This is a genomic window from Pseudomonas sp. R2-60-08W, assembly GCF_003852335.1.
GTDB lineage: Bacteria > Pseudomonadota > Gammaproteobacteria > Pseudomonadales > Pseudomonadaceae > Aquipseudomonas.
The window spans coordinates 3,707,772-3,728,305 of record NZ_CP027731.1; the positions used below are offsets into that span (position 1 = coordinate 3,707,772).

Annotated in this window: 20 protein-coding genes; 5 read left to right on the forward strand and 15 right to left on the reverse strand. The window is 58.5% G+C overall.

Annotation, left to right across the window (positions count from 1 at the left end; all coding sequences use genetic code 11):
* Positions 1 to 36: 36 nt before the first annotated feature.
* The 5 genes from C4J90_RS16790 to C4J90_RS16810 all read right to left on the reverse strand — a co-directional run bounded on the left by C4J90_RS16790 (position 37) and on the right by C4J90_RS16810 (position 5,735).
* Positions 37 to 417, reverse strand: coding sequence for a hypothetical protein (locus C4J90_RS16790; RefSeq protein ID WP_124420373.1), 381 nt, complete (start codon positions 415 to 417; stop codon positions 37 to 39).
* Positions 418 to 419: 2 nt separating this feature from the next.
* Positions 420 to 1,412 carry a hypothetical protein gene (locus C4J90_RS16795; RefSeq protein ID WP_124420374.1) on the reverse strand — a complete coding sequence of 331 codons (993 nt, stop codon included), beginning with the start codon at positions 1,410 to 1,412 and terminating at the stop codon, positions 420 to 422.
* A 136-nt stretch (positions 1,413 to 1,548) separates the two neighbouring features.
* A complete protein-coding gene (locus C4J90_RS16800) occupies positions 1,549 to 2,613 on the reverse strand; it encodes a lipocalin-like domain-containing protein (protein ID WP_124420375.1) in 1,065 nt (354 codons plus the stop codon).
* Complete coding sequence (locus C4J90_RS16805) at positions 2,603 to 5,065, reverse strand: ABC transporter permease (protein WP_124420376.1); 2,463 nt, start codon at positions 5,063 to 5,065, stop codon at positions 2,603 to 2,605. The genes C4J90_RS16800 and C4J90_RS16805 overlap by 11 nt, the downstream gene beginning before the upstream one ends.
* A gap of 1 nt (position 5,066) precedes the next feature.
* Positions 5,067 to 5,735, reverse strand: coding sequence for an ABC transporter ATP-binding protein (locus C4J90_RS16810; RefSeq protein WP_124420377.1), 669 nt, complete (start codon positions 5,733 to 5,735; stop codon positions 5,067 to 5,069).
* 280 nt (positions 5,736 to 6,015) lie between these two features.
* Here C4J90_RS16810 and C4J90_RS16815 point away from each other — a divergent pair, with 280 nt between their 5' ends.
* The 4 genes from C4J90_RS16815 (at position 6,016) to C4J90_RS16830 (ending at position 10,958) form a co-directional block, all read left to right on the forward strand.
* The gene (locus tag C4J90_RS16815; RefSeq protein WP_177412855.1) at positions 6,016 to 6,693 is read left to right on the forward strand and encodes a histidine phosphatase family protein; all 678 of its coding nucleotides are present in this window, start codon (positions 6,016 to 6,018) and stop codon (positions 6,691 to 6,693) included.
* Positions 6,694 to 6,880: 187 nt separating this feature from the next.
* Positions 6,881 to 8,536 (forward strand): lipid IV(A) 4-amino-4-deoxy-L-arabinosyltransferase, encoded by a 1,656-nt coding sequence (gene arnT / locus C4J90_RS16820; protein WP_124420378.1) that lies wholly within the window; start codon positions 6,881 to 6,883, stop codon positions 8,534 to 8,536.
* A gap of 21 nt (positions 8,537 to 8,557) precedes the next feature.
* On the forward strand, positions 8,558 to 10,075 hold the full coding sequence (locus tag C4J90_RS16825) for a glycosyltransferase family 39 protein (RefSeq protein ID WP_124420379.1): 1,518 nt from the start codon (positions 8,558 to 8,560) through the stop codon (positions 10,073 to 10,075).
* 577 nt (positions 10,076 to 10,652) lie between these two features.
* Complete coding sequence (locus C4J90_RS16830) at positions 10,653 to 10,958, forward strand: DUF6124 family protein (RefSeq protein ID WP_124420380.1); 306 nt, start codon at positions 10,653 to 10,655, stop codon at positions 10,956 to 10,958.
* A 384-nt stretch (positions 10,959 to 11,342) separates the two neighbouring features.
* On the opposite strand, the gene C4J90_RS16835 is transcribed toward C4J90_RS16830, so the two are convergent.
* Positions 11,343 to 12,203 carry a hypothetical protein gene (locus C4J90_RS16835; protein WP_256658874.1) on the reverse strand — a complete coding sequence of 287 codons (861 nt, stop codon included), beginning with the start codon at positions 12,201 to 12,203 and terminating at the stop codon, positions 11,343 to 11,345.
* Between the two features lie 110 nt (positions 12,204 to 12,313).
* Positions 12,314 to 13,240, reverse strand: a complete 927-nt coding sequence (locus C4J90_RS16840; protein WP_256658875.1) for a type III secretion protein — start codon at positions 13,238 to 13,240, stop codon at positions 12,314 to 12,316.
* Between the two features lie 257 nt (positions 13,241 to 13,497).
* Here C4J90_RS16840 and C4J90_RS16845 point away from each other — a divergent pair, with 257 nt between their 5' ends.
* Positions 13,498 to 13,725: a hypothetical protein gene (locus tag C4J90_RS16845; RefSeq protein ID WP_124420381.1), complete on the forward strand. Its 228-nt coding sequence runs from the start codon at positions 13,498 to 13,500 to the stop codon at positions 13,723 to 13,725.
* Positions 13,726 to 13,753: 28 nt separating this feature from the next.
* On the opposite strand, the gene C4J90_RS16850 is transcribed toward C4J90_RS16845, so the two are convergent.
* From C4J90_RS16850 to C4J90_RS16885, 8 genes are all read right to left on the reverse strand, one after another.
* On the reverse strand, positions 13,754 to 14,686 hold the full coding sequence (locus tag C4J90_RS16850) for a pyridoxamine 5'-phosphate oxidase family protein (RefSeq protein ID WP_124420382.1): 933 nt from the start codon (positions 14,684 to 14,686) through the stop codon (positions 13,754 to 13,756).
* An 80-nt stretch (positions 14,687 to 14,766) separates the two neighbouring features.
* Positions 14,767 to 15,651 carry a LysR family transcriptional regulator gene (locus C4J90_RS16855; RefSeq protein WP_124420383.1) on the reverse strand — a complete coding sequence of 295 codons (885 nt, stop codon included), beginning with the start codon at positions 15,649 to 15,651 and terminating at the stop codon, positions 14,767 to 14,769.
* Positions 15,651 to 16,571, reverse strand: a complete 921-nt coding sequence (locus C4J90_RS16860) for a LysR family transcriptional regulator (RefSeq protein ID WP_124415090.1) — start codon at positions 16,569 to 16,571, stop codon at positions 15,651 to 15,653. Before C4J90_RS16860 ends, C4J90_RS16855 begins: the two co-directional genes overlap by 1 nt.
* 16 nt (positions 16,572 to 16,587) lie before the next feature.
* Complete coding sequence (locus tag C4J90_RS16865; RefSeq protein WP_124420384.1) at positions 16,588 to 17,214, reverse strand: glutathione S-transferase family protein; 627 nt, start codon at positions 17,212 to 17,214, stop codon at positions 16,588 to 16,590.
* Between the two features lie 141 nt (positions 17,215 to 17,355).
* A complete protein-coding gene (locus tag C4J90_RS16870; RefSeq protein ID WP_256658876.1) occupies positions 17,356 to 17,517 on the reverse strand; it encodes a hypothetical protein in 162 nt (53 codons plus the stop codon).
* Between the two features lie 248 nt (positions 17,518 to 17,765).
* Positions 17,766 to 18,677 carry a DMT family transporter gene (locus C4J90_RS16875; protein ID WP_124415091.1) on the reverse strand — a complete coding sequence of 304 codons (912 nt, stop codon included), beginning with the start codon at positions 18,675 to 18,677 and terminating at the stop codon, positions 17,766 to 17,768.
* Positions 18,678 to 18,684: 7 nt separating this feature from the next.
* On the reverse strand, positions 18,685 to 19,350 hold the full coding sequence (locus tag C4J90_RS16880) for a 2OG-Fe(II) oxygenase family protein (RefSeq protein ID WP_124420385.1): 666 nt from the start codon (positions 19,348 to 19,350) through the stop codon (positions 18,685 to 18,687).
* The gene (locus tag C4J90_RS16885; RefSeq protein ID WP_124420386.1) at positions 19,343 to 20,467 is read right to left on the reverse strand and encodes a ThiF family adenylyltransferase; all 1,125 of its coding nucleotides are present in this window, start codon (positions 20,465 to 20,467) and stop codon (positions 19,343 to 19,345) included. Before C4J90_RS16885 ends, C4J90_RS16880 begins: the two co-directional genes overlap by 8 nt.
* Positions 20,468 to 20,534 lie beyond the last annotated feature (67 nt).

The following is a 20,534-nucleotide window of genomic DNA, read 5'->3' on the forward strand; positions in this document are numbered from 1 at the left end:
AAGGAACGGATTCGAACTCAGCGTGCAGAAGCAATCCTACAAAATGGGGATATCGCACCACCGGCGCCAAACCTCCCAGACAACCATTTCGATGGCGCAGATACCCGCGAGGCGATACGGCCACAAAGCCCAGCGCTTAAGCGTCAAAGGAACAGATGCCAGCTCAGCTTCGGTCACAAGGCCTGCCTTTAGATAAGCTTTCGACCCTGACAAGATGTCGATCATCAGGCTCATGCGATGATATCTATCGATCGGATCATATCCTTCCCTGAAACGCTTATTTCTACGAACCTTCTCGTTCTCACTGAAGTAACTCTCCAGTTCATCCAGCTTTGCGTATTCAGCAAACACTATCAGTCCGAAGACGACAAACATCCAAGCGAACACCACAATGCTATATGCAAGAAAAAGGGACATCGTTATGTTCCCTCGGGTTGGAATATCAGATCGCCGTCGACTTCCAATACTCTTCCCCCCAAAAACGCACCAAGCTCACCAAAAAAAGAGCCTCCCGCAGACCCGCCAACCGTCCCTCCGATAATTCCACAAGCCAGTTCACCATTGCCTTTCAGTGAAACACCCAATGCAATACGGCATGCACTGCGAGCAATATTTGCAGCATGCTTGCCCACAACAGCGGCCCCGAATACTCCACCCGCCAACCTTCCCGTCTCCACATACTTGGCCCGGCGACACTGCGCCTCCCTTCCCACCACACACGCCTCCCTGACTTCCAACCCCGCCACGCTCACATCCAACGCCATCCCAAGATATGTTCCTTGCTTCAACCACTTCGACGTCTGCGTAATCGTCCGAACCCGCTGCGCATACCCCGCAATCTCACCCTGATGCAGGTAGCTTTTGGTCGAGATCTCAAGCGCCCCTTTCAGCCGTTGATTGCCACGCAATTGCGAACCAAATCGTGCCGCCCCTTGCAGTTGCATATCCAAAACACCAAACATCTTTTGACGCTGCCGTATAAACGCCTCTCTGTCTAAACCACCGTCCTTCAATCGCCGATGCAGTTGCTCGATCTCCTCCAGGGTGTTTGTGACCTCATTAAGATGCCGACTCCAAGCCGTTGTCGCACTGCCCATCCCAATCGAGGCGTAACCCAGAATGCTCTGCACCAAGTCATAGTTTTTGTTTCCAGCTCCATCAAGTTGCATATTCTGGTCCAACTGGCGACCAATTTCTTGAGCATGACGCATCAACCAGGCTTCTTCGATAGTGCAGTGGGCACTGGACGCTTGTGGAACGATCACCAATTCTCCCGGCCTCACCAATCCGTGGCTCAGATGTTGATTCAACACATCAAAATGATCTCGGCCCGGCGACAAGCCTGCGCGCCATAGCTGCGATTTCAAAAATGAGTAGGGTGTAGCCTGTTGATTGATGTAGCCGTACGCCATGTCCTAGGTTCCGGTACCGAGAGATGGCATCGAAATATAAGCAAGCGCCTACGCCCCGAACACAAGCCCGAGAGAGTCAAAAATACGTTTGGGAAGTTACCTACGCAGTGAAAGATGAGTGCCTACAGAAATCATCCTAATACCCCGTCATCTCCAAATACCCCACCCCACCATCGAACTTCACCGGCCCTTCCCAATAGGGAATTCCCAGGTTCATCCACGCCTTCGAGTTGACGGCTTCGGTAGTGATATCCAGGTGTTTGCCGGGAATTTTCAGCGACCAGCGCGTGGGGATATTGCGCCCCTCGATCTGGGTGGTGGTCAGCGGCGCCAGTTGGATATCGGCGTTATGCAAGGTCTCGGTACGGCCTTGTGCGTCGATCCAGGTGCCGGTGAGGTAGCCGCCACCGTCCTTCTGCCGCACGCGAAACAGCATCAGGTGTTCGCCTCGGTCCAGGTGCAGGGAGAACCAGTCCCAACCGGTCTGGTTCGCGGCCAGTGGCTGGCTGCTCCATTCGCGGTCGAGCCAGGCAGGGCCGCTGACCTGGTAGGTCTGCCCGTCGATGCTGAGGCTGCCGTTGGCGCTGAAGAACGGCTGGCTGTAGTAGTAGGACGCCTGGCCCTGGTCGGATTTGCGGCTGTAGCCGTTGTCGCCTTGCAGCACCAGCGGGCGGCTGGAGGTCAGCTGCAGGTCGTAGGCGAACTGCGCGCCATGGGCCTTGAGTTGCATGGCGGCCAACGGGTTGGCGGCGCCAGGGCGGGTGGCGAAGGTCCAGTCGTCGATCCAGGCGCTGAAGGGCTGCGCCTGCGCCCCGGCCTGGCCGACGCCACCCCGGGCGAAGCGCTCGGCGGCGTAGTGCCGGGTGGCGGAGGTGACGGCGGCATGGCCGAGCCAGATCGTAGGGTCGCGCCAGCCCGCTTGCGTCGGCCCCGCTTTCACGGCATTGCGAAACAGCGTCCATTGCACGCCGAAGGCATTGCCTTGGGCGTCCTTGAGGTTGGCGGTGACGTACCACCATTCAATGCGAAAGCCCGGATGGGGGCCGTGGTCTTCGGGGAAGGTGAAGACCTTGCCGGGCACCACTTGGACGAAGTCTGCCGCGTCGCTGCCCAGGCCGGCGAAGCTCTCCTGGGGCGCCGGCGCCTGGTCGCAGGCGCTCAGCAGCAGCAACACCGCCCACCCCAACGCTTTAATCTTCATGGGCAAAGGTCCTCAACAAATCCGCCGGGCGGCTGCGATACAGCTGCCACAACGGCCAGGCCGAGGCGAGCAAGGTGGCAAGCATCGCCAGCCCCATCAATTGCGCCAACTGCCACGGGAACACCTGCAACGGCAGGCGCCAGCCAAAGGCTTGCACGTTGATCACCGCATCCAGGCACCACGCCAGCAGCAGCCCCAACGGCAACGCCAGTACCAGGGTGAGTACCGCCAGCAGCCAGGTCTGGCCGAGGTTGAGCAGCATCAGTTGGCGCCGCGTCACCCCCAGGGCCCACAGCGGCGCGAGTTGGCCGAGGCGGCTCTGGCTTTGGGTCAGCAGGCTGATGAACAGCGCTACACCGGCCACGCCGAGGGTCAGGCTGTTCAACGCGGCGGTGGCGGCGAAGGTGCGTTCGAAGACCTGGCTGGACCAGCCCTTGAGTTGCTGTTGATCGACGATGCGGCTGTCTTCCAGGGCGAATTCACGCTGCACTTCACGTATCAGCGGCTGCACGTCCTGGGGCGCCACGCGCAAGTTGAAACGCACCGGTGACAGGCTCGGCCAATGCGCCAACAGGTGCTTGGCGTTGACCAGCAGATGGCCCTTGGGGTTGCCGTAATCGGCGTAGATCCCGACGATTGTCGGCGCCCATGGGCCCTGGGGCGTGGGGACTTGCACCCTGTCGCCCAACCGGACGTTCAAGCGCCGCGCCAATTGCTCGCTGAGCATCACGCTGTCGTCCTGCAGCAAGCGGTCCCAGGGCGTACTCGCTGCCTCCAGCAACGGCCAGTGCTGGCGATAGGTGGGGTCGTCGACCACGCCAAACACCTCCGCCGGCCAGCCTTGCAGCTGCACCGCGACCTGCCAGCTGGGCAGCACCGCCCGCACCAGCGGTTGTTGCGCCAGCCACGCCTGCAGGTGCTGCGCCTGGGCCGGATTTTGCGGGTTGAGGTACAGCTCGGCAGTGAGGCGCTGCTCCAGCCAGTTATTGAACGTGCTGCGAAACCCCGAAGTCATCGAGCCTGCACCGATATTCGCCGCCAGGGCCAACAGCAGCGCCATCAGTGCCAGGCTCAAGGCCGGCAGTTGCTGGCGGCAATCGGCCAGGAACCATTGGCCCAGCACCGAACGGCTGCGCCCCAGCACGCCCTTCAACAGCGCATTGAGCAGTACCGGCAAGCCGAGTGCGGCGCCCAGCAGCAAGGCCGCCATCAGTACGAACCCGGCGGCCAGGCTGTTGCCCCAGACCAGCGCCAGCAAGGCGATGAGCAGGGCCGCAGCCGCCACCCAGCCCTGGCGCCGCAACCAACGCCCATGGGCCTCGTGCCAGGCCTGGGCGTTGGCCAGCGCCAGCAGCGGCAAGCGTGCCGCACGCCACAGGCTGCTGGCCCCGGCGAGCAACGCACCGAGCAGGCTCAAGCCCAGGCCGGCCAGCCACCACCACGGGCTCAAACTCAGTTGGCCGGCGACTTCGGCACCGTACAGGCCGCGCAAACTGGCCGCGACATCCGGCAGCAACAGGCTGGCGAGCAGGTAACCGCTGGCCACACCGAGCACGCCGCCGAGCAACGCGAGGAACCCCAGCTCAACGCCCAGGCTCAGGATCAGCATGCGTGCGCTGACCCCGCAGGCGCGCAGGGTGCGCAGCAGGCCCCGGCGTTGCTCCAAGGCCAGGCCGATGGCCGCGTGCACGATGAACAGCCCCACCACAAAGGACAGAAAGCCCAAGGCGTCGAGGTTCAGGTGAAAGCTTTCGGTGAGGCGCGAGAGGTTATTGTCGTCGCCCTGCTTGAGTTGCAGCCCGGCGGGCGGCGTGGGATGAGCGGCGGCGAAGCGGTTGTCCAAAAGCAGGCGCGACAGCCGCCCGTGCATGTCGAGCAAGGGCTGGGCAAAGCCGATGTCGGTGAGCAGCATGCCGGGGGCCATGTCCGGCTGCACCTGCAACGGCGGCAGGCGTTGCCCGTTAGCCGTCAGTGGTTGTTCGCCTGGGCGCAAGCCAAGGGCCTGCAAGGTCTGCGCGGCAATCCAGGTACGCCCCGGCGCCTCGAAAAATGCGAGCATCTGCGCCTGGCTCAAGCGTTGCCCCGCCACGCTGCCGCTGCCGGGCAACGACACCGGCTCGATGCCCATCAATTGCAGGCGCTGTTCTTCATGCCCTTTGAGCACTACCCGCCCCTGCACCACCGGTGACACCGGCCATCCGGCACGGCGCAGTTCGGCGAACAACGCCTGCGGGAAGCCGGCACCGTCCGGCGCACTCAGGCTGGCTTGCGGTGCGCCGCCAATCAACTGGCTGGCGCGCGCGTAGCCGTCCCGCGCCTGGCTGTTGAGGGCCTGCACCCCGGTCAATAACGCGGTGGCCAGCCACAGGCCGGTCAGCACGCTGAAAAACTGCACGGGGTGGCGCCGCCAATGGCTCAACAGCGCCCGCAGCGCCCAATGGAACACCGCCATCTCAGCGCGGGCCCATCGGCACGACGCGGCCGTGTTGCAGCACCACCTGCCGATCCAGGCGCGCGGCGAGACGCGGGCTGTGCGTGACCATCAACAGGCTGGTGGGGCTGTCGCGCAGCAGGTCGAGCAGCAGTTGCAGCACCTCATCACTGGTGGTTTCGTCGAGGTTGCCGGTGGGCTCGTCGGCCAAGAGCAGGCCGGGGCGCGACGCCAGTGCGCGCCCCACTGCCACCCGCTGTTGCTGGCCGCCCGAGAGCTGCTCCGGATAACGCTTGAGCAGCTCGCCCAGCCCTAGACGCTCCACCAACTGCGCCTGCCACAGCGGATCGAAACGCCCGGCCAGGCGCGCCTGGAACGCCAGGTTTTCCTCGACGCGCAAACTGCCGATCAGATTGAACTGCTGGAACACCAGGCCGATTTCGGTACGTCGCCAATGGGCCAGTTGCCCTTCGTTGAGGCGATCGAGGCGCTGGCCGCCAATCAGGATGCTGCCGCCATCCACGCGGTCGAGCCCGGCCACCAGGTGCAGCAACGTGCTCTTGCCGCTGCCCGACTCGCCCATCAGCGCCAGGCTGCTGCGCGCCCCCAGGTGCAGATCGACGCCTGCCAGAACGGCCAGCGGGCCTTGAGGGGTGGCGTAATGTTTAACAACACCTTCTACCTGCAACATCACCAACACTCGGGTTAAGGACTGCAAACGAGAATAACGGCTGCGGGGCCTTTCTACGCAATTTTTTCACATTGATTTCACCGCTTGCCCACTCCGAACACTTTAAATTCCCCACCCAAGCATGATTAACCCGACACTTCAAAGTTAATCAAAACGGTGTTTCTTAATATCCACATGTTCAGCTAAAAGACAGCAGCCCTATGACAGGCTTTTGCTCCACCAAGGGCGTCTGCCGTATTAGTTGCGCCTGTCTTTTAACAATAAACAATCACTCGTGCCAATGGTGAACTGCGTGGCAGACATTACCCTGACCAAACCCCCTCGGGCCAGGTTAAAGCGCCTGAAGAAATTCCGCGTGCCAGTAGCAAGTATCATTGTGTTCGCACTGCTCTTGACCGGTTTTGTATTCTGGCCACGCTCACCGCAAGATCTGGGCATCGGCAACCGCCTGGTCACCTCCGGGGTGCTGGCCAGTTGGCGCAACGGCGACCTGGTCGTGCTGGTGCGCCACGAAGAGCGCTGCGACCGCTCGCACAATCCCTGCTACGGGCCCGCCGACGGCCTGACGGTCAATGGCACGCAACGCGCGGCCAACCTGGGCATAGCCTTTGAAACACTGGGCATGGAGCGCACCGACGTGCTCAGCAGCCCCACCACGCGCACTGCGCAGACGTCGCTGTTCATGTTCGGCAAGACCGAGCTGTCCCCTGGCCCCCTCGCTATCTGCGGTGATGCCATGGGCGAAGAGATCCTCAGCCATAAACAGGCGGATCGCAACCTGATGCTGATCACCCATAGCGCCTGCATGAGTGACTTCCAAGCCGCACTTGGCTACCCCCATGCGCAGGCCGCCGAGTATGGCAGCGCACTCTTCGTCCAGGTATTGCCCAACGGCACACTCAAAGCAATCGGCACGATGAAAATCCAGGAATGGGCTGCCGCGCTGAAGCAACTTTAAATACAATTTTTTACATATTACCCAGTAGTGCGTTCAGCAAGACGACAGCCTGCGTCTGGCATTTTAAGTGCGCCTGTTAGTTCAGGACGCCCTAACTTTCCAATGAATTAGTGACCCTCTTAATGCCTGACGTCTTTAACTGTTCAAACTTCGCACGCACGACTGAACGCCATGGCGTGACACGGTCATGAGCCGATTGCAGCCCTTGCCGGTATTCTTGCTTGGCCTGGTCATTTTCTTCGTGCTGCCGTTGGGTTTGCACGGCTTATGGATCCCGGATGAAACCCGCTATGCCCAGGTCAGCCAGGAAATGCTGATGAGCGGCAACTGGGTGGCGCCGCACTTCATGGGGGTGCGTTATTTCGAGAAGCCAGCTGCGGGTTATTGGTTGATCGCCCTGGGCCAGGCGGTGTTTGGCGAGAACCTGTTCGGCGTGCGTATCGCCTCGGTCCTGACCACAGCGCTGAGTGTGCTGTTGGCCTACGTGATTGCACGCCGCCTGTGGAACGAGCCGCGTAAAAGCTTCGCCTGCGCTCTGCTGTACATGAGCTTCGGCCTGGTGGCCGGGCAAGCGGGCTATTCCAACCTCGATCCGCAATTCACGTTCTGGGTCAACCTGAGCCTGGTCGCGCTTTGGTTTGCGCTCGACAGCGCCACGCCACGCGGTCGCCTGGGTGCCTGGGCCTTACTGGGGCTGGCCTGCGGCGTGGGCTTCATGACCAAGGGCTTTCTGGCGTGGCTGCTGCCGGTGCTGGTCGCCGTGCCCTACCTGGCCTGGCAACGTCGCGTCGGCGAGTTACTGCGGTACGGCCCTTTGGCGATCCTGGTCGCGGTGTTGGTCTGCTCGCCCTGGGCGTTGGCGATTCATGTGCAGGAACCGGATTACTGGCGCTTCTTTTTCTGGCACGAACACATCCGCCGCTTCGCCTCGGACACGGCGCAGCATGCGCGGCCGTTCTGGTTTTTCCTGCCGATCATGGTGGTGGCGTGCCTGCCCTGGTCAGCCCTGTTGCCCGTTACCCTGCTCAAGGCCTGGAAAGACAAACGCCAGCCCGCCATTGCCTTTCTCGCCCTGTGGCTGTTGCTGCCCCTGGGTTTTTTCAGCCTGAGCAGCGGCAAGCTGCCGACCTACATCATGCCGTGCCTGTTACCTTTGGCGCTGCTGATGGGCCATGCCTTGATCGACCTGATCAACCAACACAAGCCCCGTGCGATCTTCATCAACGGCGCGCTCAACTTCATCCTCGGCATGGCGGCCATGGTCACGCTGATTTACCTGCAGATCGCCAACCCGATCTACAGCAACAGCCACGCCGAGATGTTCAGCCTGTCCCTGACCTTTATCGTGCTGCTCGGCTGGATCCTGGCCAACCTGCTGCAAGCAATGCGCCCGTTGACCTTATGGGCGATGCCGGCCCTGGGTATCGGCCTGCTGGTGGCGCTGCTGCCGGCGGGCATGCCACACCTCATCGCGGCGAACGAAATGCCCGACCAGTTCGTGCTTGAACATCTGGATGAACTGCAACACACCCATGCTTTGCTGAGCAATGAACTGGGCTCGGCGTCTGCCCTTGCGTGGCGCCTGCGCCGGCCGGACGTGGCGTTCTACAACACCGCGGGCGAACTGCGCTACGGCCTGGACTACCCGGCTTCGCAGCCGCGCAAGGTCACCCTGGACAGCGTTCAGTCCTGGGTGATCGAGGCCCGCCGCCAAGGTTCGGTCGGCGTGCTGATGCGCGTCATGAGCACCAGCGAACACCTTGAGGAAGGCCAACTGCCGCCCGGTGGCAAGCGCTACCGCAAAGGCGACCTGGTACTGACGATTTACCCCCAACAACCTTGATCGCCTCGAAGGAACAGCCCCATGCGCTTCTGGAAAACCGAACGCGGCGCCCTGGCTTTATTGCTGGGTGTCTCGGCCTTGCTGCTGTTGCTGGGCCTGGGCAGTCGCGAGCTGTGGGGGCCGGAGACACGCTGGGCGAACATCGCCCTGCAAATGCTGCAAAGCGGTGACTATTTCGATCCGTATCTGAAGGGCACACCCTATTACGACAAACCCCTGCCCTCCTACTGGTTGATCACCGGCTTCGCCAACCTGATGGGTGGCCTTGGCCCCTGGTCACTGCGCCTGTCCTCGGTGATCGCGGCCTGGCTGAGCATCTGGCTGGTGTACCTGATCGGCGAACAGCTGTTTCGCAAAGGCACCGGGCTGATCGCCGGCTGGATGCTCGCCACCACCTTCTACTTCCTGTTCTGGGCCCGCGTGGCCACGGCCGATGTGCTGACCGTGTGCGGCGTGCTGGCGGCGGTCTGGTGGTACTGGCGCGGGCCGGATGACACCCGGCTGGGCCGCTATACCGTATTCTTCCTGCTGTTGGCGGCCACGTCGCTGTTCAAGGGCCTGATCGGGTTCGTGCTGCCGGGGCTGGCGCTGCTGCCGCATCTGCTCAGCGAACACCGCTACAAACGCCACCTCAACCTGCGACTGGTACTGGCCCTGCTCATCGCCGGCGCGTTCTACGCCATTCCCTTCGTACTGTCCCACCTCTACGGCGCCCCCACCTACGGCGAGAGCGGCCTGGAATTGGTGTTTCGCGAAAACGTGGTGCGCTTCTTCGACCCCTTCGACCATATGGGCCCGATCTACACCTACCTGATCTACCTGCCGGTCTACACCCTGCCGTGGGCGCCGTGCTGGATGCTCGGCGCGTGGCTCGCCCTGCGCCACTGGCACCGCACGCCGCCCAACGTGCGCTGGCTGGTGTGGAGCCTGGGCCTGTTGTTCGTCTTCTTCACCGCCAGCGGCAGCCGACGCAGGTACTACGTACTGCCCCTGGTGCCCTTCGCCCAATTACTCGCGGCCTGGTGGCTGAGCGAACACCTGCGCCAACACCCGGCCCGTTGGCCGCGCTGGCAAACAGGCTTCGGCCTCGCCGCAGGCTTGATGGTGTTGGTGCTGGGCGTGATCTACCCCTGGACCACGCGCAACGGCGGCGTGACCCGCTTCGCCGAGAACGTCCAAGCCCAGGCGGTGAAGAGCGCGCCCTGGAACCATTGGCAACTGGTACTGGTGGAAGTCGACAACAAGTTGCCGATGTACCTGCAAAACGGCGGCAAACCGTTCTACTACGTGAGCGAAACCCAAGACTTCCCGCGCCAGGGCGACAGCGCCGCGTTCATGGCCTGGCTGGAAAAGACCAGCGGCCAGGGGTTTGATCCAAGGCACACGATTATCGTCGCGCAGTACTCCAAAGAAGATCCGACGCCACTGGCGTTTCTGGGGGCGGATCATCAGGTGGTCACGACGCAACCGGATAATGGGGAGCGGTTGTTTCAGAAGCGCTCGGGGGGAAGTGTGGCGTTTATTCCCGCAGGGCCTTGAGACGCGGGCAATGCATAAGCGAGCACGGCCACTGTTGGGTCACACAATAAAAGACCGGGCCGCTTCGCGCCCCAGCGGGAGCAAGCTCCCTCGCCACAGGGGACCGAGAGGTGTCAGGGCTGCCTGCGATCGTTCCCACGCTCCGCGCGGGAATGCAGCCCGTGACGCTCTGCGTCACCTGTAGGCAGTAGCGGTTGGCGAGACGCGGAGCGTCCCAGGAGGCGTTACCACGCAGAGCGTGGGAACGATCCCCTGTCGTTCACCCGCTGAAACATTTTCAAAGGGCCAGCAAGCCACATCTCTTTAAATTGCAGGACGTTTCCGAGACAATCCCCGCCGCCTTGTGCCGGTTGGAATCGGTGGCTAGTCTGCGGCCTGTCACTGCTCATCAGTGATCGGGTTTAGTCGCTCGGTATGTCACAAGGCGCATGGTCACATGGAGTTTTATGGTGGCTGTGCGCAGGGCGCCTTCGGGCGCGCCGGATTTCCTTGTGGCCGGTCGACTAACCTGCGTACAGCCGCCACCTTCGTTTAGTCGCGAGAGGCGTCGGCTCCAATACTCACAAGGAGCTACACCATGAACAAAGTCCTCCCCGATCCACCCTTCGATCCCGCCAAAGACCGTGCCGCGTTCAACCGGGCCATCGACCATTACCTGCCCACCCAAGGATTCCACAGCGTCAACGAAGACCTGAGCTTCGAAGATGCGCTGCTCTACACCGCCAGCTTGCTCGACAGCGCTTCGGCGACGGCGTTGGATTGCGGGGAGTTGCTGAGCAGCCCTGAGCGGGCGAAGATCCTGGCGGTGTGGCATTTGCTGGAGATTGCCAAAACAACCGTGGATCGCTCTATCGAGTGCATGAAGCCTCCGAAAACGGCCTGATATGCAATATTTTCGTCGGCTGTCAGGCCGCCATCGGAGGCAAGCCCCAATGCCAGTCAGTTAAGGCTTTTTTGTAGGAGCGAGCTTGCTCGCTCCTACAGTGGCATTGGGGCAAGTCCCCACAGTTGGATCGTGGAGTCTCAGTTGGATACCCGGCGGTTATCAAGCCCACCCGCCAAGGCGATCGTTCCCATGCTCCGCGTGGGAAAGTAGCCCGTGACGCTCTGCGTCACCTGTGTCCAGTAGCGGTTGGCGGGACGCGAAGCGTCCCAGGAAGCGTTACCACGCAGAGCGTGGGAACGATCCCATGTGGTTCACCCGCTGAAATCTTTATACCGCGCTGGGCGGCGCGTGGGGCGAGCCACCGAGCCTGGCGGTCGCACGCTAGAGCAGTTTCAGTCCAATGACTGAATGGCGGTTCCAGTCGCGCTTATCCAGTTGCTGTTTGTACCCATAACTGTCCAGAAAGCCGTCCACCACCGCCATTGAGTGAAACGCGTCGGCGATCGTGCCGATAGCCCCGTCCATGAAGTCCTGGAGGGTTGCGGGCGCAACGAAGTCCTTTAAGCCCAGGCGTCGCAGGGCCTGCCCCGGATACTCACCGTCATTCAACGTGCGCATGGCGGCGGCGAAGCTCTCATTGGCCTCGCCGTCATTATTTTCGAGATACGCGCGCTTGGCGCTCACGGCATATAAGAACTGCGCATTGACCAGTACATCATTGGGTCGGTCGGCGCCGAAGTTCGCGCCGGCCCGGGCCTGTTTCAGCTCATCATGGGTGATGTCCAGCTTGAAGCCATCACGCATGACGACACGATAGCCGGTGTTGATGGCGTGTATGGACGTGTAAATACCGTGGGGGTTGTGACCGAACTTCATCATGGCGGCTTTGATGGCGGATACCGTCACGCAATTGCCTTCGGTCAACTGATAGAAGTTCTGGAAAATATCTTTGGGTTTGGCGCCCGTATTCGCAGGTGTGCCTTTCAGAAACTCGTCACGGTTTACATCACGCTTATCGACGCGCCGTTCATTCAGATTATCAAGGGGGGACGGTGAGGGTTTTACGTCGACTTCCGGTTTAAGCCGCGCCGCTAAAAGCGCCAATAAACGTTCCAACTCTCCCACCAGGTTATTCAACTGCTCGGCTGCTCCGGCGGGTGCAGCCTCATTTGCAGCACCTGAAGAAATTACCGTACCACTCGCCTCGGCGAAGCCAGGGACAGCATACTTAACGTTAGACACTAACATCCACAATCACTCGCATAGCTGACTTAAAAAAGGCGCATAAACACTCAGCGCCATGAACACTACGGCCACTGTTCTAATGAGAATAAGCAGATAAATATGTGGTTTTACTCAACTTGATCGCGAAGCGTTACAACCTTCAACGACGGCAAAACGGGCTGGTTGTATAACTGCCCCTCCATGACCCCATCAAAGAGCGCACCATTCTTGTGTCGCTCGCCCTTGTCCAATGGCACCCCGACGCGCTCGCCCAGTGCACTGGCGTCGATGATCTGCATATGTTCTTTGAGGCCCAGGTACGACAACGCCATACCGCCGCCGATGCCCTGTGCCGCTGCCGCCAGCACCCCCGGATAAGTACGGTGGGCGTGGTAAGCGCTGTCCTTGCCATAAATGCTGTAGAACGGGTCCGTTGCATTGTTGCGCGCCTGCTCCAGGTGCTGACGCTTGCTCATTACCCCAAACAGAAATTGCGCGTCCTTGACCATGCCTTCATCACCGCCACTGAATTTCGCCGCCTTGGCCGCCAGTTGCAGCTCTTCACCGGTGATATGCAGTTTGAAGCCGTCTTTCATCGTGACGTTATAGCCATCCCCACTCTTGACGACGTGCGTGAACACCCCGGTTGGACTTTGCCCGAAGGTGGCCATGGCCACCTTGATCGCCGCCACGTGTTCTTCTCTGCCCGTGGTGCCCAGGTAGGGAAAGTTCTCATAGGTGGCGCGCAGCCCGTTGCGTATATCGTCGGGTTTTTGCCTTGGGGCTTTTTCAGACAAAAACGTGTTCGACGGCTCGCTGTTTTTATCGGAAAAAATTTCAATAAGTTCAGTATCGAAAGCGTTTCGGCTACTGGCCAGATCTGACCGATTCATGAACGGTGCCAGTTGTTCTTTCCATCGGCTTTTACCGGGCTGCACAGTCTCAGGCGTTGGCACGACGTCGATCTGGGGTTTGGGAATGATATTCACGAATGGTTTGGGTATTACGGCCACCGGGGGGGTGGGGCGGGTGGCGTATTCTGCTCGTTCATCCATGTTTTAAGTGTTGTTACGAGCGTATTGAGCAAGGTCAACAGTTCAGCTGTTCCCCGATCATTACCACCCGGCTGAACTGTTCGAGCAATCGCCTGATGAGCCGGTACTTGTCCGAAGCGATTGAGTCGATCGGACGTTGACGGCCCCTGTGTGTTATCAAACTGCTCAGAAGTTGCATAGGCGGAATAAGCCTGTTTAGTGTCAGACGTGTTAAGCGTGACCATCTTGTTTAGCCTCATTTATCAGAAGGAGTCCTCATGCGTGGCAAGCCAGTGGGAAACGTTCCTGATATCAGAGGCGTAACAGGTAACAACGTCCTTCTATTTCAGCTGATTTCTATCGGACAATTCCTCAACGGCGACGTTTTCATCCGAACAGTCCTCAGCGTAATTCCAGCTGCCGCAAGCGATTTGATGGCGGTGCATCAGCCACAAATGAGCCAGCTGAACCGCCGCTATCGGGGGCAAGCCCCCTCCCACATTTGACCTCCAGCGCCGGGCAGACCGCGCCTGGCTACCAGCTTCCCATCGCCAGGCTATAGGGCGAAAACTCGGCGAACTGCCAGCGCAAGGCCAATGCTGCCGGACGGCGGACCACCTGTTCCACAGTCACCGTCCATAACCGCTGCGCCCCTTCGAACTCGGCCACTTGCGGCCCGCTGAGGATCAGCGAAGTACGCCCGGCCACTTGCAGCATGTCCCCCGTTTCAAAATCGATGAACAACAACCCCGCCACCGGGTTGGTTTGCAGGTTGCCGAGGGTGTTGAAGAACAGGTTGCCGGCAAAATCCGGAATGGTCAGCACATTGCCCTCGACCCGCACAAAACCGGTGCTGCCGCCGCGATGGGAAACATCCACCGAGCGTTCGCCGTGCAGGTCGACATAACTGGCGACGAAGAAGGTGTCGGCATTGCGGATCAACGTATGTGCAGCGCCATCCAGGCTGTCGCTGCGCTCAGCCACGCTGCCAGGTTTGCGCGCAATGGTATCGACAGGTCGCAGTTGGATGTATTTGGGACAGTTGCCGAAGCTCTGCACCACGTCCACCGCAAAGCCGTCGTGATCCAGCGCGCCGATGCGCCCATTCATACGATTGCGACGGCGTGTGTTCAGGTCGATACCGAGCACGCCGACGGCCGCGCCGACCGTTAGCCCCGCCCGGGCGGGGTCGCTTTTGCAGGGCAGGCTGTCGATTTGCAACCGCTGCGGATCAGGCGAATGCGCGAAGCCTGGCGCGCCTTCGAGCATCGTTGCCCATGGAATGCCGTGTTCATCCACCACGCCCAGCATCAGGTAAGGCAGCAAGGGAAAGAAATCGCGATGCTGCTCCGGCAGGTGATCGCGTATGACCTTGGGGCCGATCACGGCCATGCGTTCGGCCACGCCGGCACTTTCCTGCAGTTGCCTTTCGCCGCTATGCCAGGGGGATACTTCGATCGCGTTCATGGCGTTCACCTCTCGTTGTGATAGCTGAATGCTGCGCCTGACCTGTCGCCGAGAGAATGACCACCCCAGGCAATCCACTGTTACGCCAACTGAAACGCCGGGTGCTCGCGCAAGGCCGCTACACAGTCATCGACAAAACTGCGCACGCGCATGGACGCATGGCGACCTTCGCGATACACCACCTGCACCGGTACCGCAGGCAATTCAAAGCCAGGCAATACGCGAAGCAGCCGGCCGCTCAGCAAGTGCTCGTGCACCGGGTAGCTCAGGCAACGCAGCAGCCCTGCCCCCCTTAAGGCCGCATTAATGGAACCCTGCACCGTGGCGCAGCGCAGCCGTGCGCGGGCCTTGAGCTGATAGTGCGCGAAGTCCCATTGCACCGGGTCGGCATTGGCGATCAAATGATGCTGCTTGAGGGCGGCGGGATGCTGCGGTTCTCCGTGGGCGGCCAGGTAACCGGGGCTGGCGCAGAGGATATGCCGCACATGCCCCACCGGCCGTGCGATCAATGACGAGCTGGGCAACTCGCCTACCAGCACCGCCACGTCCAGCCCTTCTTCGTGCAGGTTCGGGTAGTAGTCGTGGTAGTGGGCGACCACACGCACTTGCGGGTAACGGTCCATATACGCGGCCAGTACCGGCGCCATCACATAGCGGCTGAACAGCAACGGCAAGAATACCCGCAGATTGCCCTGGGCCTGGCTATGCAACCCTTTGGCCGAAGCTTCAGCCGCCTCCACCGCAGCCAGCAGCCGCACACAGTCGGCCATGTAGGCATCGCCCGCGTCGGTCAGGCTGACCCCACGGGTACTGCGCTGCAACAACGTTACGCGCAAACGCCCTTCCAGACGTGCAATCGCCCGCACCAGGGTCGGGCCGGAGACCTGCGCCAAGCGCGCCGCCGCCGCCAGGCTCGGTTGCCCGGCCAGCGCCGCGAACAACTGCATATCGCGATAACGCTCCATCAGTCGCGCGGCTTTATCAGCGGTTTCAGGGCCGCGTCATGCCCCAGCCGATCGGCAAGGAAATCGACGAAGGTGTGGACCTTGGCCGGCACTCGCCCGTTGTTCTGGAATACCACCTGCACCGGCAGCGCTGCCGGCTCGAAATCCTGCAGCACAAGCTCCAGCTCACCCGCCGCCACCGCCGCCGCCACCTGATAGGACAGCACCCGCGTCATGCCCCAGCCCAGGCGCGCCAGGTTGATTGCGGCGTTGTTCGCAGTGACCACCAGGCGCGGTTCGATAGCTACCGTCAGCGCCTGGCCGGCGTCGACAAACGCCCATTCATCCAGGCGTTGGCTGGCGGATGAGGCCACGATCTTCGCTTGACGCAAGTGTTCAGGCCGTTGGGGTCGCCCATGCCGGTCGAGGTAAGCGGGCGACGCGCACACCACCCGGCGCACTTCGCCGACCTTGATCGCCTGCTGCCCCGGCTCGTGCAGATGACCGATGCGCACGGCCACGTCGACGCCTTCGTCGCTCATATTGACCACACGGTCGACCAGCAGCGCATTGATGTTCACCTGGGGAAAGCGGTCGAGATAATCGCCCAGCGTCGGCGCCACGAACAGCTCGCCGAACAGCACCGGGGCGGTCACGTTCAGTTGCCCGCAGGGGATCGAATAACTGCCCGCTGCCGCTTCCTCGGCCTCGTCCAGCTCGGCGAGGATACGCCGACAGTCTTCCAGGTAACGCTGCCCGGCTTCGGTCAAGTGCAGGCTGCGGGTGGTGCGCGCCAGCAGCTGGGTGCCGATGCGTTGTTCCATGGCGGCAATCGCCCGGGTCACGCTGGGCGGCGAGGTGTTCAGACGCCGTGCGGCGGCGGCAAAGCCGCCCTCGTCGGCCACCGCGAGGAACACCTGCATTTCATGAAAACGGTCCATCGACGCCCCTTGCTGGTTACTCTGATTGCAGACCCGCCGCCGTGCGCGGCATGCCGACGAAACCCGGCAGTGCTTCAATGCTGGCCAGCCAGGCGCGCACCTGGGGATAGTCAGCCAGCGACACATTGCCTTCCGGCGCATGGGCCGTGTAGGTGTAGAACGCGATATCGGCAATGCTCGGCGAATCGCCAGCCAGGAAGCGGCTCTCACCCAGTTGCTGCTCCATTACGTTCAGCAGTGCATGGGCATGGTTGATGGCGACGTCCGCGTCCACGTCGGCGCCAAACACCGTGGCCAACCGCGCCGTGGCAGGCCCGGCATGCAACTGACCGGCCGCAGCCGAGAGCCAACGCTGCACCCGTGCCTGCCCGACCGGATCAGCGGGCAACCACTGGCCGTTGCCATAGGTGGCGGCCAGGTAGACCAGGATGGCATTGGAGTCCGCCAGTATCGTCCCGCCATCGTCGATCACCGGCACTTGGCCGAAGCGGTTGAGGGTGGCGATGAATTCGGGCGATTTATGCGCGCCTTGCTTGAGGTCCACCAGGATAAATTCCATCGGCAACCCCAGCATGGACAGCATCAGCTCGGCTCGATGGGAGTGGCCGGACAAGGGGAAACCATACAGTTTGATTGCGGGCATGACGGACTCCAGAGCTTTGTCGACCGGATATCGTGTCGATGGCTGCAATCTTCTTATGTACCAACCGCCAGCGGAATTACCAGATTGTACAATCCAGCATTTCAGATAATGAAACAATAACGCGATTCCGCGCTGACGCTGCTAGCCGGCAATCAGATAAGCTCCCTGGAATTCGAGTGCGCGAATCCTGCGGTAATCCGCCTCGATCACCACTGGGTCGGTATGAACCAGATACACCGTGCCCGGCTGACTGAATACATCCTGGGTCACGCCGATCGGCTGGCCGTTCTCAACGTAAAACACTGCCTCGAAAAACGACTCGACTGCTCATGGGTTTCCGCACATTTAAGTGCAGCGGTCAAATCGCATGATTCCATTAGCTCGACAAGATTATCGCGGCGCAAAGCATTGAGTGTTGCTAGAGGCTGGATTCGTGCAGCTATAGGTGCGATTTCCCACCAAGTGATTGATCCCAGTCAGCTGGCTTTACCGCATGGCGTAACAGGTGATCCTTATAGAAGTGCTGATTGACTGGATCAATAGCCCCAGTGTCATGTTGCCGCCTGATTGGTTTTTGAAATTAATGCAGGTCTAACAATATTTACTATCAATGCACTGATTAGAATTAATGAAAAACCGATCATTGTGCTAGTTGATGGCGTCTCACCGAAGTAAGCTATAGCTAGTATTATAGAAATTATCGGAGAGAATAACGTTGCGTAGCTCGCATATTCTGCATTCTGAAGCTTGATCAAATAAAACCAAATATAAAATACGATCGCCCCTCCTACAACCCCCATAAATAAAATTGAAGCAACAACAGGTAATGAAAAACTCCTGGAAAATTTTATGATTTCGGTAGGCCAACTTATAAATAGCGGAGATACCAAGAAAACGCAAAGGCAACCGAATGTTACCTGCCAGAACACTTTTACCCGGAAATCCACATTGGTCTCTAACCTTTGTGAGATGATAGAACCGATCGACCAAGCTATTGCGCTTGACAGAATGATAAGGTGGCTCGAAGAAAACTCAAAACTACCTATTATCAGCCCAACCCCTGATAAACAAAAAGCTAGCGAAGCAATAGAAAAAGCATCTAGTTTCCTATTCAGGATCATCGCAAAAAAAGATGTAAAACAAGGCATTGTGTAAATGAGAGACGTAGAGTCGGAAATACTTAAGCGCTCCAAGGCTATATTGTTCAAAACTGGGACGAGGAAAACATTAGGAACGGCGATGATGAAAAATTTAAAATAGAGTACAGGCTCTAAACTTATGCCGATTCTATTTACTGGGTTCCAAAATATTGCGTAGAGGAAAAGAACGCTGATAGAAGCGCATGCCAATCGAAATGGCCAAGCGCCCATAGCTTGAACACCTATTTTGGAAACTGGCAAGCCAGCCCCCCAAATTAGGGCCATGCCAGCGATAAGAAGCAAACTTTTTTGAAATGGCGACATAATTTAATTAACCATAACGAGCAATGAGAGCGATCCTGGCTTGATCCGGATTAGCTGTTACCATTGATACAAAATGCGGAACTTTTCGCTTTGAAGTATCGAACACAAATAGCTGGCCGTAAGTTGGCGTCAATGTATCATTAACCGACGAATGGGTTTTATTTAAAATGAAGGTAAGCCCGCCAAAATTCGGATTCCATTGGGGTGTTATGTTCAGTGCTATTCCAAGATTTGAACCTGGGTCGCAATGAGTTGTTAAAAAATCACCTTGGTCGAAACGATTTATGTAGCGAGCCTCCATTGCTCCAATTGTTCGTTCTGATAGCTTCGATAATAATTCTAGAAAATCGTCTCTCATAAGGTAATCATCGAAGAGTTTCATTGCCGAATGAACCGGCGCACCCTCCAATTCGACCAGCCTGCGAAAGCTAAAAGCAAAACCTCCCTCATGGTATATTTTAAGTGCGTCGGCTTTAGCATGCTTTAAACGCGAGTGTGGCACGTTGTATGGCAAATCAACTTCTTCAGTAGAATTGCGGATTATATACGTCCAATCTTGTTCTTCGATGCTTGCGCACGCATCTTTACAGCCATGCACAAGGTCTGGAATGCGTGAACATAGATCGATTGAGCAGTAACCTCGCTCTCTAAAGCACTGTGATTTCTTATTCATGTTCGAAGACGGTCTCTTCTCGCTTATCCAGGGTTTGCATTGATAGATAAATCCTCTTACCTATTACCGTTGGCAGATCGTAGCCAGTAATATGCTTGACGATTTGATCGCATGCTAATCCAGCCATTGCTGACAAGGAGGGAGCGCTTTGCCACGCATTAACTGTCCGATCCCCATCCAAAAAATTATGCTTGAGCCGAGCTCGCTGAAATTTCTCTATATTAGATTTACTGCTGTAATAAGTTTGTCGTGCGGATTGTTTTACATCTTCGAAAGATTTGTGTGACCCATCATTTAGGTATAACGGCCCAATGGATATTTCAAGCGGGTCTCCTCCTAACTCCATTACTGGAATGCCACGCTCTTTGGCCATAGTGTGGATCACTTCTTCTGGTGTGTGTTTTCGATAATAGCCCAAGCTTGCCCAAGCAAGTACGATCAAATCAACACCGTCTAATAGCTTGCTAATTTGTGAGGGGTCTGGAGCAACAAATTCACAAAAGGCTTCCACTATTACATTAGGATTGTACTCATAAATTCTTTCTTTGGCCGCTGACACCTTCTCTTTTCCAACATCTGAAGTAGTGTATAAAATTTGACGATTTATGTTAGATAATTCAACGTCATCACCATCAACCAAGCGCAGTTTTCCTATGCCGGCCATTGCAAGAAGTAGAGAACACCAAGTCCCCCAACCTCCCATTCCAAACATAACGACACTGCTGGACTTTAGACGCTCCTGATAAATTTGCGAATGTACATGTCCCTTGTCGATCAGCGAAAATTGAAGCATTTGACGGTCATATCGCTCGACCTCTTCACTCGTCAACGCATTTGAAAAAAAAGCGTTATCTTCTAGCAGATTCATCTCATGAAGTATTGCGATAAAGCCGGTGAGGTCCTGCTCAGAGACCTCAATATCCTGATGCCCTAACTCTTTGGCAATCCGCGGCACTGTGCGGGTTCCATCCAACTTCCCTAGGACATCTTTCACCCACTCTGGCGGTGCAACAATGATCTTGGATACTCCCGGAATCTCTCCGATGCAAATATCACCGTCCTCAGCCAGTATGATGTGATGTGATCGCTTGATAAGAGGCTTGGTGTTGATATTCATACGAGGACTCGCAATTATTTTTGGCATAAAGAAAGGGGCTGCAGTAAGCAACCCCTTACCGAGAAAC